This window comes from Flavobacterium johnsoniae, from assembly GCF_030388325.1.
In the GTDB taxonomy this organism is placed as follows: Bacteria; Bacteroidota; Bacteroidia; order Flavobacteriales; family Flavobacteriaceae; genus Flavobacterium; species Flavobacterium johnsoniae_C.
In genome coordinates this window covers 4,302,155-4,317,405 of sequence record NZ_CP103794.1, presented here as the reverse complement: position 1 = coordinate 4,317,405, position 15,251 = coordinate 4,302,155, and the positions used below count along the sequence as shown (strand labels likewise).

General features: G+C 33.6%; 8 protein-coding genes. 7 read left to right on the top strand and 1 reads right to left on the bottom strand.

The genetic code is table 11. The features are described from left to right. Window positions 1–9: 9 nt before the first annotated feature. From NYQ10_RS18365 to NYQ10_RS18350, 4 genes are all read left to right on the top strand, one after another. Window positions 10–1,629 carry an arylsulfatase gene (locus tag NYQ10_RS18365; protein ID WP_289877673.1) on the top strand — a complete coding sequence of 540 codons (1,620 nt, stop codon included), beginning with the start codon at window positions 10–12 and terminating at the stop codon, window positions 1,627–1,629. Between the two features lie 111 nt (window positions 1,630–1,740). Continuing rightward, window positions 1,741–3,369: a tetratricopeptide repeat protein gene (locus NYQ10_RS18360; RefSeq protein WP_289877672.1), complete on the top strand. Its 1,629-nt coding sequence runs from the start codon at window positions 1,741–1,743 to the stop codon at window positions 3,367–3,369. 413 nt (window positions 3,370–3,782) lie between these two features. Beyond that, window positions 3,783–9,899 carry a M4 family metallopeptidase gene (locus tag NYQ10_RS18355; protein WP_289877671.1) on the top strand — a complete coding sequence of 2,039 codons (6,117 nt, stop codon included), beginning with the start codon at window positions 3,783–3,785 and terminating at the stop codon, window positions 9,897–9,899. Window positions 9,900–9,964: 65 nt separating this feature from the next. Continuing rightward, entirely contained in the window at window positions 9,965–10,612 is a 648-nt protein-coding gene (locus NYQ10_RS18350; protein WP_289877670.1) for a porin family protein, read from the top strand. An 82-nt stretch (window positions 10,613–10,694) separates the two neighbouring features. On the opposite strand, the gene NYQ10_RS18345 is transcribed toward NYQ10_RS18350, so the two are convergent. Then, window positions 10,695–11,633: an alpha/beta hydrolase gene (locus NYQ10_RS18345; protein ID WP_289877669.1), complete on the bottom strand. Its 939-nt coding sequence runs from the start codon at window positions 11,631–11,633 to the stop codon at window positions 10,695–10,697. 406 nt (window positions 11,634–12,039) lie between these two features. On the opposite strand from NYQ10_RS18345, the gene NYQ10_RS18340 reads away from it, so the two are divergent. The 3 genes from NYQ10_RS18340 (at window position 12,040) to NYQ10_RS18330 (ending at window position 15,243) form a co-directional block, all read left to right on the top strand. Continuing rightward, entirely contained in the window at window positions 12,040–13,509 is a 1,470-nt protein-coding gene (locus NYQ10_RS18340; protein WP_276173112.1) for an MFS transporter, read from the top strand. A gap of 98 nt (window positions 13,510–13,607) precedes the next feature. After that, the gene (gene kduI / locus NYQ10_RS18335) at window positions 13,608–14,447 is read left to right on the top strand and encodes a 5-dehydro-4-deoxy-D-glucuronate isomerase (RefSeq protein ID WP_289877668.1); all 840 of its coding nucleotides are present in this window, start codon (window positions 13,608–13,610) and stop codon (window positions 14,445–14,447) included. A 4-nt stretch (window positions 14,448–14,451) separates the two neighbouring features. After that, window positions 14,452–15,243 carry a gluconate 5-dehydrogenase gene (locus tag NYQ10_RS18330; protein ID WP_184161922.1) on the top strand — a complete coding sequence of 264 codons (792 nt, stop codon included), beginning with the start codon at window positions 14,452–14,454 and terminating at the stop codon, window positions 15,241–15,243. The last annotated feature ends 8 nt before the right edge of the window (window positions 15,244–15,251 follow it).

Below are 15,251 nucleotides of genomic sequence, written 5' to 3'. Positions count from 1 at the left end.
TTTAAAATCATGAGAAAAAGTCACTTACAAGTAATTTTTACTAGTTTGCTCTGTTTTATTTCTATTGGAATTATAAACGGACAAACCAAAAAGAAGCCCAACATTATTATGGTTATTTCTGACGATACTGGTTGGGGTGATTTAGGTGTTTACGGAGGCGGTGTCGGGCGTGGAATGCCAACTCCAAATCTAGATAAAATGGCGAAAGAAGGAATGCAGTTTTGGTCTTTTTATGGACAGCCAAGCTGTACGCCAGGAAGAGCAGCTATGATTACAGGCCGTATTCCGAATCGAAGCGGTATGACAACAGTTGCTTTTCAGGGACAAGGCGGCGGACTTCCAGCTGCAGAATGGACATTGGCTTCTGTGCTAAAAAAAGCAAATTACAAGACCTATTTTTCTGGTAAATGGCATTTAGGCGAAGCCGATTATGCAATGCCGATTGCTCATGGTTTTGATAAAATGCAGAATGTCGTATTATATCATTTAAATGCCTATACCTATTGTTTTCCTTCATGGAATCCAGATATGTCTCCTGAAATTACAGCATTTATAAAAAAATCTACAAAAGGAATTTTGGAGGGAGAAGCTGGTAAACCAGCAAGAGATATAGGTCCTGTTACTGAAGAAAATATTGCTGAATTAGACATAAATATGGTAGATAATAATTTGAAACAGCTTGATGAATATGGTAAATCAAAAGATCCGTTTTTTATGTGCATCAATTTTGCTAAAAACCATCAGCCGAATTTACCTTCCAAACAATTTGTTGGAAAATCTCCTGCAAAAAGTAAATATGGTGACGCCGTTGTAGAAATGGATTATAACGTAGGACGTATTATGGATAAAATTCGTCAGCTTGGTATTGCAGAAAATACTATTGTAATTTATACTGTAGATAATGGAACTTGGCAAGATGTGCATCCAGATGCAGGATATACTCCTTTTAGAGGTTCAAAAGGAACTGATAGAGAAGGAGGAAGCCGTGTACCAGCAATTGCTTGGTGGCCAGGACAAATTGAAGCAGGAAGCGTAAGCCACGATATTGTTGGAGGTTTAGATTTGATGGCAACATTTGCAGCACTTGCAGGAGTAGAGCTTCCAAAAAATGATAGAGAAGGAAAACCTATGGTTTTTGATAGCTATGATATGTCAAATGTTTTATTTAAAAAAGGAAAACCGCTTCGTGACAGATGGTTTTACTTCACAGAAAATGAATTGTCTCCAGGAGCGGTTCGTATAGGAAAATGGAAAGCCGTATTTAATACAAGAGGAGATAACGGAGCGCAAGCAGGAAGCGATATGCCAGGACAGCAATTGGGTTGGAGAGGCGATCAAACCTATATTGCAACTGTTCCCGCTATTTATGATTTATGGCAGGATCCGCAGGAACGTTACGATCTTTTTATGAACAGTTTTACGGAGAAAACTTGGACTATGGTAATTTTTGACCAAGTAATTATGGAACTCATGAAAACGTATGCAGCAATTCCTCCAAGACCACAACAAAGTGGTTCTTATGGCGGACCAATGGAAATTGGAAGATATAGAACTATAGAGCAAGCTAAACAATTGCTAAATAGCAAAGAATTATCGCTGCCTCCGTTGAGTGTTGATCCTAAACAATAATACAAAAGTTAATTACAATTTAAAATCCCGTTTCTCGTTAGAAATGGGATTTTATTTTTCTTCCCTAGAAAAATTTTTATCTAATTTTGATTTTCCCTAAGATCTTTACCAATGATACCACGATTATTTTCTTTATTTTTTATTCTTTTTTCTTTATCGATTCATTCTCAGTCTTCAACAAAAGAATTGATTGACAGTTTAAATACTATTGACAATCATGAGAAAAAAGTTGATTTAGCATTAAAAATTGCCGAAAATCTTCAGGATTCTGATTGGGAAAGAGGATTAAAATATATAGAATTAGCCGAAACGGAAGCAAAGAAAACAGAAAAGTCAGATTTGAACTTGGCTAAAGTTTATGCCGCAGCAGGAGAAATTTACAACACAAAAGACGTTATCGATATTACCTTGCAATATTATCTTAAGGCTTATGAAATTTATAAAAGCAACAATATTGTAGATGAAGCCGCAAGAGTAGAAAATAATTTAGCTATTATTTATGCTAAAAGTAATAACGAAAAAAAAGCGCTTCAGTATTTTTTGCATGTATATCGTTATCAGAAATCTAAAAAAGAATCGGATAAGCTTGTTAAAATCTTAAACAATATTGGTACAATTTATCTAAGTAAAAATTTAGATTCTTCACTTTATTATTATCATAAAGCCGATGCAATTTCAAAAACATTAAAAGACAATACTTTAAAAGTTTACGTTTATACCAATTTAGCGAGAGCTTATGGTTTAAAGAAAGACAAGAAAAATGCTGATTTTTATTTTGAAAAAGCATTTTCTTTTACGGATACCTCTATCGATAATTCATTGAAAACTTTTACTTACGAATCACTTTCTGAATATAATTTTCAAGAAAAAAAATTAGACGAAGCGATTCTGAATGCAAAAAAAGCGTTAGAATTATCTAAAGATAATCTATTTGGTTTTTCAGGTTTAAGATTAAATAAATTACTTTATCAAGCCTATTTAGGCAAAGAAGATTATAAAAATGCAGTTCATTATTTTCAGAAATACAATGACATCAGCGATAGCATAAATATTGAACAAAAAGCAGTAAATCTAGAAAGAATAAGGCTTGAACAAGATTATAAAGTGCGCAGCCAGATTCGAACTTTGGTTGAAGAGAAAACAAGGTTTAAGTATTATGTTGTTGGATTAATATTGGTTGTTGGAATATTGGTTTTAATTCTACTATTGATTCGTTATCGAAACCGAAATATTAGCAATCAGCTCGAAAAGGAAAAACTAAAAGCAAAAGAACAAGAACTGAAACAAAGCCTTGAAGCTAAAAATATGGTTTTGGTTGGAAAAGCAATGTCCGAAATTCATCGTACAGATAATATTAATGAGATTCTGACTGACCTTAAAAAAATCAAACTTAAAACAGCAAATAAAGAATTGCAGCAAGCTATTGATATTGTTTTAAAACGCCTTGAAAAAGATTTGAATACGGATATTTGGAAAGAATTTGAAATCAGTTTCGAACAAGTTCATAAATCATTCTTCGATAAATTGACAATCGATTATCCGACTCTTACTCCAAAAGAACGCCGACTTTGCGCGCTTCTTTATTTAGATTTAACTACAAAAGAAATTTCTCAAATTACAGGACAATCTTTTAAATCGATAGAAAATGCCCGCACAAGACTTCGTAAAAAATTCGATTTAACCAACGAAAAAGTAAATCTTTCTACTTATTTAAACTCTTTTAAACCAGAGAACATGTAAAATAAATATTTTTATAATCTTTTGATTTTGTTTAGTTTAAAATAAAATGAGTGTTTTTTTGGTACCACTTTTTTGTATGAGAGTGTTTTTGCATTAGTCCTTTTTTTTCGAGCCTTAAAGAGGCAGTCTACTTTTACCAAACTATTGTAAGAAATACGTTTGATGAATTCGAAGAAAAAAGAAGAACCAACTAAAAGTCTTGAAGAACTTTTAGAAGAAACAAAAACAAAGAAGAGCGCACTCTTAAAAATTCTAGAAAAAATAACGAAAGCAAGTTCTAAGAATCAACCGCCGAATTGATTCTTAGAACTTGCTTTTGTGGTTTTCTGCGAACCCTTGTTCTATTAACTCGCAGCCTTAATACTAATTTTAATTTTAAAAAAATGAACCAAATTTACTTTAAACCCAGGTATTTGTTTCTTTTGTTAGGTTTCTTAGTCTGTTCCGTCGGAATGGCTCAGTCACCTTTACCAAAAAACAAAACATCGAATTCGCAGACGGCATTAGGATCGTCGGTTGGACTTCTAAAAAAGGATCAAGTTTCTCAGAAAACTACGGATCAGATTAATAATCAGGATGATGATTCGAATATTCTTTTAGCTCAAAAAAGCGTAAAAGGAACTCCGCTTTCGCAGGAAGAAACAGATGCTGTTAATAAACGCGCAAAAGCAAGTCAGAAACTTTTTGATAAAAACCAAAGCGGTTCGACAGCTAAAAATGTGCAAAGTACAGACAGTACAAAAGTGAGATCTTTTGCAAAATCGCCTAATTTGACTATCAGAAATGTATTCGAAGTTAAAAAAGCAGATTTTGAATTGTCGAACGCAGACAAAATGCAGCTAAAATCAGTTTCAGACAAACACGGCAGAAGTTTGGCAACCTATCAGCAAATGCATAATGCTGTTCCTGTAGAAGGAGCAATTTATAAAGTTAGAGATAATAAAAAGAAAATTGAGGCTTTTGGATACATCAGTAAAAAACTGCCTGCAAACAGTAATTATAAAGTAAATGCATCGGCTGCATTACAAAACGCTTTAAATACTGTAAATGCTAAAGAATATGTTTGGCAAAGCAAAAAATTATCGGCTTTAGTTCATGAAAAAATCAGCAAAAAACCACAAGGAGAATTGGTGTATGTTGGACCAAATTTTTCGGCTGAATTGACAGAATATCATTTGGCTTGGAAATTTGACATTTTCGCAACAAATCCTCAGTCAAGCCAAACTATGTATGTTGATGCAAATACAGGAAAGGTAATCTTGAAAATTGATTTAAGTAGAGATTTACGTTCGTCTGCATCACCTTTTGCAGATGGAAGAAGTGCAATAGGAAAAGGAAAAGCAAGATTTGCTGGAGATGTAACTTTTGGAACAACTCAATATTCAGATGGTTATAGATTCGAAGATTTAGTTGGAAAATACAAAGTGCCAATGTATACTTTGAATATGAATCATGCCGAACACGCATCAGATGAGGTGCTTACAGAATTTATCGATGAAGATAATAACTGGAATGATTTATACAACAAAGATCATGACGAAGCTGCAATTGATATTCATTGGGGAATTCAAAAGACTTTGAACTATTACGAAGAAAAATTTGATCGCAATAGTGTTGATAATAATGGAATGACAATTTTTGCATTGGCGCATTTAGGAACCAATGTTCAGAATGCTTCTTGGACAGGAGGATGGGCGCAGTTTGGAGATGGAGTAGGTCAGCCTTTTGTAAGTTTAGGAATTACTGGTCACGAAATGACTCATGCTATAACACAATTCTCTGCCGGATTAATCTATCAAGGAGAATCTGGAGCAATGAACGAATCTTTCAGTGATATTTTTGGAATTTCGATAGAACTTTATGCTGGAAAAGATACTAAAAATGATATCTGGATGCTAGGTGACGAGTTATATTCTCACGGAAGTTTGAGAAGCATGGCTAATCCGAAAGCAGCTGGACAGCCAGATACTTACGGTGGAGAATTTTGGACAAATCCTGGAAACATCCAGATTGATAATGGTGGTGTGCATCAGAACAGTGGAATTACCAATTATTGGTATTATCTTTTAGTAGAAGGAGGAGAAGGAGTAAATGATCTTGGCAATAGCTATAATGTTAAATCTATTGGTCTTGCTAAAGCAGAGAAAATAGCTTACGTTACTCTTACAGAATATTTGTCGCCTTCTTCAAATTTTAGCGATATGCGTCAGGCAAGTTTATTGGCTACAGAAGATTTATATGGTTTAGGATCTGAAGAATATAAACAGGTTACAAATGCTTGGTATGCCATTGGAGTTGGACCTTCTTATTCAGATAAACAAATCGTACTTGTATCTGTCGAAAATCCTTCTATTCCTTGCGGACAATTAAAAGGAGATGAGCCTTTTTATGTAACCATTAGAAATACAGGAACAGCGGTAATTAAAGCAGATGAGGTTTTAAATTACAAATTAAGAGCAATGGCAAATGCTCTAGGAAGATTAATCACTTTTTATACAAGTGACGGAAAGATTTCTTTTGGTAAAGACTTAGCAGTTGGTGAAGAAAGAGTTATGGAAATTAAAGATAAAATTCCATATCAGGTTGGGGCGACTATTATAAATTATATCGAAATAAAACTTGATGTAAAACCTATAGAAGAGTTTGGCGCTAAAGACGGAATTTCTTTTGTTTCCAACATAACTGTTGCTCCAGCAGAGAAAGATTTCAATATTAAAGTAACTGGATTAGATCTTCCTAATTATACAGGAGATGCACTTTCAGCAAGTTTTACTCCGTCTATCACATTTTATAATTTAGGCTGTCAGGACATTCCAGCAGGAACGGTTCTAAAAGTTGGATATGCAAATACCAAAGCAGGAAGCATGACAATTTGGAAAGATGTGACATTACAGACAGCTTTTAAGGGCAAATCTGAAATGACTGTTAAGTTTGATACTTCTATTGATTTATCGGCACCAGGTTTGCATACTTACGAAGGTTATGTAACATTGGCTCAAGATCCAGTTACAACAAATAACAGCATATTAAATGCTGCTTATAGCGGTATTGTTACGCAATTACCATATTCTGAAGGATTTGAAAGAACTCCTGGAGGATGGAATACAAAATCATTAAACGATGTAAATCAGAAGTTTTTATTTCAAAATTATCCTTTATCGTTTAGAGCGACTAAATCACAATATGATTGGGGAACTGTAGATTTAAGAAGTACTGATAAAGTGGCCTTAAATGCTGATTTTGTTTTAGAGTCGCCAATCTTTGACTTTACAAATTCAGTATCTCCTTATATCGAGTTCGATTTGTATTATCTGCTCCACAAAGGATATGACGGTTTAATTGTTGAATATTCTGAAGATAAAGGTAAAAACTGGAAAAAAATCGAAACGGTTAATTATCCTGAAATTTTACATTATGATGATTATGAATCATTTGAAGGACCATGGTTTACAGGAGTAAATAACAGTTTGAAAAAAGATCCTTATCAAATTCGCTTAAATGAATTTGCAGGCAAAAAAGTGGCAATTCGTTTCCACATCAAAACAGATGATTATAATGACGGATTTTTAGGAGCGTTTGTAGATAATATTTTAGTTAGCGATGCACCTTATGATATCGAGGTTTTAAATGCAAAAATGGATGCAGGAAAATGTGATATCAATAACAATAATGCTGTGGTAACAGCTCAAATAACTAATAATTTTGCTACAGCAAGTCAAGTAGTAAATATTACCACTAAAATTCTTGATGCAGCAAAAAAAGAAGTTTTTTCAAAAACAGAGAAAACAACTTTAAACTTCACCAAGTTTAAAGATACTTTAACTTATTCTGTTTCTGGTATTAATTTGCAGACTACAGGAGAAAATACTGTAACATTTTCTGTTTTTCCAGAAGACATGACAACAGATGTAAAACAAGCCAACAACTCTTATGTGTTTGCGTACGATAATTGGAAGAATGAAGACATGAAAATTTCTGTACTTCCATACAAAATGGATTTTGAAGATGCCGATAAGTACAAAGGATGGAGAACAGCTGAAAATAAAGGTTCTGCTGGATGGAAACACGGAACGCGTCCAGATCTAGGATCTCCAGGTTGGTTTCTAGCAGATCATACCAAATTTATGGCTAGTAATGATGACAAATGCAACTGTGATGAAGCAAACGATATGCTAATTTCACCAGTATTTGATTTGACAAATTACAAAGAAGCACATTTATCATTTGATGGATATGGAGATTCTCAACATCTTTCTGACGGATATGTAAAAGTAAGTACAGATGGAGGTCAGACATGGAAAGAAGTTTTCAAAATGCCATATTATGGCGCTTGGTGGGAATATGAAATAGATTTAACTGCTTATGCTGGAAAATCTTGTGTACAAGTTGCATTTGTTCATAATGACAATGGATTATTTGCTAGCGGTTTTGCGGTAGATAATATCGAACTTAGAGACAAAAAAGACTTTTTAAGATTATCAACTTTTAGCGCTCCAGAAACGGTTTATGAAAATACTCCTTCACACGAGTTTTTTGTAAGTGTAAAGAATTTATCTTATGCTCCGGTAAACAAAGTGAAAGTAGAGTATCAAATTTCTCAAAACGGAACCGTTATTGGAGATCCTGTAGTTTTGGAGAAAAATGATGAAATGCTGGTTGGCCAAACTATCGTTTATACTTTAAATGGTCTTCCTGCATTACCAGCTGGAAATTACGAAATCAATGTAAAAACAACCGCAGCAGGTGCACCAAGTTCACAAAGTATTAAGGGAACTTTCCAAGTAATTGAAAAAGCTTCAGAATTAAGCTCAGAAAGTTTTAATGGTTTGACACAAGGATCAATTTTTGGAACAAAAGGATTTATTTCTAATCAAAGTGATGAAAATTATCCATGGAGAGCAGTTCTAACTCCAGATAATACTTATTTGACAATTCCGCTTAAAGATCATGCAGGTGTTGCAGATGGAAAAATGTTATACAGTCAGTTAGAAGGAAATTATTATTATGGAGAGTTAATTTCGCCAATGTATAAACTTTCAGCAAATACTACCGCAGTCGAATTTTATTACGCAATGCAGAGTAATGTTAACGATGCTTTAGTTCTAGATATTAAATCTGCTGGCGGAGAATGGACTGAAATCTGGAGAAATCAAAGACAAGGAACTTTTGCAGATACAGAGTGGCAAAGAGCAGCTGTGAATCTTACGAAATATGCTGGAAAATCAGTTTTATTCCGTCTTAGACACGCCAAGTCAGAAGGATATTCATATATGATTTTGGATGATTTGAAAGTGATTACTGAGCAAGTTTCTGATGTTTCATTGAAAATCTTGTCACCAGTAGACATTTGCGGTAACAGCACAGTAAAAGTGAGGCTGACTAATGAAGGTCAGATGGCTATTAAAGAAAATTCTATTCAATTAAATTTAGAATATCTTAATACTTCAGAAAAGATTTCAGAAACTATTGCAGCTGGAATTCCTGTTGGACAAAGTATTGAATATACTTTAATTAAACAGCCTAAATTAGATGACAGTGGAGATTCTCACATATTTACAATCTCTGCTCAATTAGAGGGCGATATTATTGCAGATAATAACACTATCAAAAATTATATATATCAAGGAGTTTCTCCAGATTTCAAAATATTTGACACTCCGGTTGTTCATGCTTATGCAGGTAAAACGGTATATCTTGATGCGAAGAGAAACTTTTTAGCTAACGAACTAGAAGCAGCTTCATACAAATGGAATTCTGGTGAAACTACCAATTCTATTGACGTTGATAAAGCAGGAGATTATATTGTAACAGCGACAATGAGAAACGGTTGCAGTCTTACTGAGAAGGTAACAGTTGTATTCGATACTTTCAAATCTGAGTTAGAAAGTGGCGATTTATGTGGCCCTGAAGTAGTTTTAAATCCGGGAAATTATTCAGCTTACGAATGGTTTGACGGTTCTACAGATCCAACTTTCAAAACAACCGAAAGCGGTGAATATTACGTAACAGTTTACAATGAAAATGGATTAGGTAAAATTTTCACTACAACGATAAATGTACTTGAAAATACAGTTCCAGAAATTCAGGTTTTAGACGGAAATAAAATAACGGCTTCTGCTGATGCTGTAGGTTATCAGTGGTATTTGAACGGAAGAATTTTACCAAACGCAACCGAAAAAATGGTTTCGACAATTTGGGAAGGAAGCTATAGTCTTCAAGTAACAAATGCACACGGATGTACAAGTATGTCGGCTCCAATTGATTCTAAAGGTCTTCTAATCGGAAAATTGACGAATTCTTTCAGAGTATTCCCAAATCCAGCTGTAAATGATGTAAACATTTTCTTGGCTGATAAAGTGGAAGGCGAAGCTCAAATGAAAATTTATTCTATGGAAGGAAATGCTGTTTGGAGTAAAACCTATTCTGCCGTTCCGTCAAGTGTAAATGTAAGTCAGCTTACAACTGGAGTTTACATTTTGGATTGTACAGTTCAAGGCAAAAAATATACAGCTAAGATTATTAAAAAGTAACAAATTAAAGATAGAAATGGCAGTTTAATTTTTAGAACTGCCTTTCTTTAAAACAAATAAATACGATGAAAAAATCAAAGCTGATAATTTGTGCACTATTAATGTGTGCAGGCGCAATGGCACAGACCGAAAAGGTTAAACTTGGTGTAAAAGCAGGATTAAATATTTCGAGCCTTACATTTGATGAAAATGAACTGAAATCATCTGATAAAACAGGATTTACAGCAGGTTTAATGGCAGAAATTCCATTAGCCAAAAGTTTTTCTGTGCAGCCAGAATTACTATTTAGCCAGCAAGGAATGAAATTATCTTATTCAGATCCAGAAGTTCAAAATTCGCATTACAAAAGCACTATCGCTTTAAACTATTTGAATATTCCGATAATGCTGAAATATTATGTGGCTAAAGGTTTTAGTTTGCAGGCAGGACCTCAAGTAGGAATTTTGTTAAAAGCAAATAACAAATATCAAGATAACTTTTTAGGATATGATAACCATGATAAAATTGATTTGAAAGATTACTCAAATGGAGTAGATGCGTCTGTGAATTTCGGATTGGGTTATCAGTTTCAGAACAAGTTTTATGCAGACGTAAGATATAATATGTCTTATAATGATGTATTTAAAGATGCAACATCAAATACAAATTACATTATTAAAAGTGATATGAAGAATAGAATTTTTCAAGTAACCGTTGGTTATTTTTTTAAATAGAGTTAGTAACAGACTTCTTCATATCTTTTTAAAAACCACTCTTTTTAGAGTGGTTTTTTTATTTTATGTTGAGATAATTATCTTAATTAAACCCATTAACTTTAAGCCATTCTGCACAATCTCTTGTCCAAAATTTACTTGTGTCATTTACGCCTAATCCAAAACCGTGACCGCCTTTTTCATATAAATGTAACTCTGCTGTAACTTTGTTTTTCTTTAAAGCCAAATAATAATTTATGCTGTTTTCAGGCATCACAACGGTATCGTCTGTAGTGTGTATCAAAAAAGTTGGCGGTGTGTGTGCTGTAACTTTTTTTTCATTAGAAAATGAATCAATTAATTCTTGTGACGGATTATTTCCTAGCAAATTAGTTTGCGAACCTTTGTGCGTAATTTCATTTTCCATCGAAATAACAGGATAAATCAAAAGAGAAAAATCGGGGCGAGCGCTTACTTTATAAGCAGATTCATAGACTTTGTCATCATAATGTGTTGATGCAGTTGCGGCCAAATGTCCTCCAGCAGAAAATCCTAAAATACCAACTTTCTTTGGATCAATATTCCATTTTGAAGCATTTTGTCTAACGTAACGAATTGCTTCCTGCGCATCTTGTAACGGACCAACATTTTTGTTTTTCATTGTTGCATCTGTTGGAAGTCTATATTTCAAAACAAAAGCAGCAATTCCGATGCTATTAAACCATTCAGCTACTTTTACTCCTTCTTTATCAAAAGCTAAATGCTGATAACCTCCACCAGGACAAATAATTACTGCTGATTGGTTCGGTTTGCTTTCTTTTGGAATAAAAATGCTTAATGTTGGTACAGAAACCTGACTTGTACTTTGCATTTTGCCTTCTTTAATTTCGGGCTTTTCTTTATAATCTGGCGCCTTTATTTCGTCTGGAATTTTATTCCAAAGCGGAATTACTTGATTTTGAGCATTTGAACAAAATATCCCTGAGAAAAGAATAAAACTTAATGTTATTCTTTTGTAAAATCCATACTTTTTATTTTTCAATTTGATAGCTAATTATTTGTTTTACAATATTTTATTTATTTTAACTGAAGAAAATGTAACAGTTGATCTTGGCAATTTCAATTAATTAAAAAAATGCACCTAAAACACCTTTTCCGGTACAATTTTACCCCATAAAAAGGATGAATTTCACCTGTTAGCTTTTAACAAATATATTGTTTAATGTGTAATTTTGTATTCTTTTTTTTATGTAATTTATTAATTTAAATACTTAAAATAATTTTTTATATAATTAATTTGGATTGTAGAGATTAAAAACTATATTTGTGCAATCGATTACATTGTTTCTGTTTGAAGGTGTTAATTTGTTGATTTTAATATTTTTAAACAGAAGTCAATTGTTTTATTAAGATTACCAAAAATTACAAAACTATAATACCCACTAACTATGAATCAAACCGAAACAGTTGCAGTAAATGAGAGCGTTAAGACCACAGGAAAATACCGTTGGAGTATTTGCGCCTTATTGTTTTTTGCAACAACAATCAATTATCTTGACAGACAAGTACTTTCTTTAACTTGGAGCGATTTTATTGCGCCAGAATTTCATTGGACAAATAATGATTACGGAAATATTACCGCGTTATTTTCTATTTTCTACGCAGTTTCGCTATTGTTTGCAGGAAGATTTGTAGATTGGTTAGATACTAAAAAAGGATTTCTTTGGGCAATCGGAATTTGGTCTGTTGGTGCCTGTCTTCACGCATTTTGCGGAATCGCAACTTCTGGAATTATTACAGGAAATTGGTTTGTAGGATTTCATGGTTCAAAAGAAATAATCAGTACAGTAAGTGATACAGCATTGGTAATCAATGTAAGTGTTGCTTTATTTATTTTTGCTCGTTTTGTTTTAGCGGTTGGAGAAGCAGGAAACTTTCCGGCAGCAATTAAAACTACAGCAGAATATTTTCCTAAAAAAGATAGAGCTTTTGCCACCAGTATTTTCAATGCAGGAGCAACAGTTGGAGCTTTAGCAGCGCCAATTACAATTCCATTTATTGCAAAATCTTTCGGTTGGGAAATGTCTTTTATCATTATCGGAGCTTTAGGTTTTGTTTGGATGGGATTTTGGATGTTTATGTACGATAAACCAGAAAGACATTCTAAAGTTACAGCAGAAGAATTGGCTTATATTCAGCAAGACGATATTGCAGATAGTAAATTAGTTGGTTACGTTCCTGAAACTACTACGAAAGTTTCTTTAGCAGACTGTTTCAAATACAAACAAACTTGGGCATTTGCTTTCGGTAAATTTATGACAGACGGTGTTTGGTGGTTTTTCTTGTTCTGGACACCAGCTTATTTAAGTTCCGTTTACGGAATGGATTCTACAGAAGCGGCATTTCCATTATTTATACTTTATCTAATTACTTTATTATCAATTATTGGAGGTTGGCTTCCAACTTACTTTGTTGAGAAAAAAGGAATGAATCCTTATGAAGGAAGAATGAGAGCAATGTTAATTTTTGCCTTTTTTCCACTTTTAGCATTAATTGCACAACCATTAGGATACATTAGTTATTGGGTTCCAGTAATCATTATTGGGATTGCAGGAGCCGCTCACCAATCTTGGTCTGCAAATATTTTTACAACTGTTGGAGATATGTTTCCTAAAAAAGCAATTGCAACTATTACAGGAATTGGAGGTTTAGCAGGAGGTTTAGGATCGACTTTAATTAATAAAGGATCAGGAGTTTTGTTTGATTATGCAAAAGAATCTGAAATGGTTTTTATGGGATTCAAAGGAATAGAAGCTGGATATTTTATCATTTTCTCAATTTGTGCAGTTTGTTACTTAACTGGCTGGATTGTAATGAAATCACTAGTTCCTAAATATGCTCCAATTACTGATTTATAAAGAAAAATAGACAGAATTGAAATATTTTTTTCGTTTCAATTATGCTATTTAAATATAAAAATATAATTTTGTGCAATCGATTACATTAATTTAAAATTATGACAAAATATAGTTCAAGATACGCGTCAAGTCCAGAAGCAGTTAAAAAATATGATACGCAACAATTGAGAGAAGAATTCTTAATTGATGACTTAATGCAAGAGGATGAAGTAGTGTTGGTTTATTCTCATTACGATAGATACATTGCAGGTTCTGCAGTTCCAGTAAAAGGAGATTTACCTCTTGAAACAATTGATCCTTTAAAAGCGCCTTATTTTTTAGAAAGGAGAGAGCTTGGAATTATTAATGTAGGAGGAAGTGGTTCTGTTGTAGTTGAAGGAACTTCTTACGAGTTAGGTTTTAAAGATGCTTTGTATATCGGAGCAGGAAATAAAGATGTGGTTTTTAAAAGTGATGATAAAAACAATCCGGCTAAATTCTATTTGAATTCTGCGCCAGCACACACAACTTATCCAACTAAAAAAGTAAGTTTAGCTGAAGCTAATAAATTGCAGTTGGGAACAATGGAAACGGCAAATCACCGTGCAGTTAACCAAATGATTATTGGAAGCGTGGTTACAACTTGTCAATTACAAATGGGAATGACAGAATTGAAACCAGGAAGTGTTTGGAATACAATGCCAGCTCACGTTCACGATCGTAGAATGGAAGTTTATTTTTATTTGGATATTCCAGAAAATCAAGCAGTTTGTCACTTCATGGGACAACCTCAAGAAACAAGACATATCTGGATGAACAATCACCAAGCAGTAATTTCTCCACCTTGGTCAATTCACTCAGGTTCAGGAACTAGCAATTATACTTTTATCTGGGGAATGGCAGGTGAAAACCTTGATTACGGCGATATGGATGTTTGTAAAATCACAGATTTAAGATAAGAAAATGACAAACTTATTTGATATAAAAGGAAAAGTTGCCTTAATCACAGGAAGTACGCACGGACTGGGAATGGCAATGGCAAAAGGATTGGGTCAGGCTGGTGCAACAATTGTAGTAAACGGAAATTCTTCTCAAGAAAAAATCGACAATGCTGTAGCAGAATTAAAAAGCGAAGGAATCAATGCTGTAGGTTATAAATTTAATGTAACAGAAGAACAACAAGTAAAAGAAGCTGTTGCAAAAATTGAAAGCGAAGTTGGACCAATCGATATCTTAATCAATAATGCAGGAATTATTAAAAGAATTCCGCTTCTTGATATGGAGGTTTCAGATTTCAGAGAAGTTGTTGATATTGATTTAGTAAGTCCATTTATCGTTTCTAAGCATGTTGCAAAGGGAATGATCGAAAGACGTCAAGGGAAAATCATCAACATTTGCTCGATGATGAGTGAACTTGGAAGAAATACAGTTTCTGCTTATGCTGCCGCAAAAGGAGGCTTAAAAATGCTGACTAAAAACATGGCAACTGAATGGGCAAAATACAATGTTCAGATTAACGGAATCGGACCTGGTTATTTTGCAACAGAACAAACAAAACCAATTAGAGTTGACGGACATCCGTTTAACGATTTTATTATAAGCAGAACTCCTGCGGCAAAATGGGGAGATCCAAGCGATTTAGCTGGAGCTGCAATATTTTTATCATCCAAAGCGAGTGATTTTGTAAACGGTCATATTTTATATGTTGACGGCGGAATCTTAGCAACAATTGGAAAACCTTCAAACGAAGAATAATTCTCAAA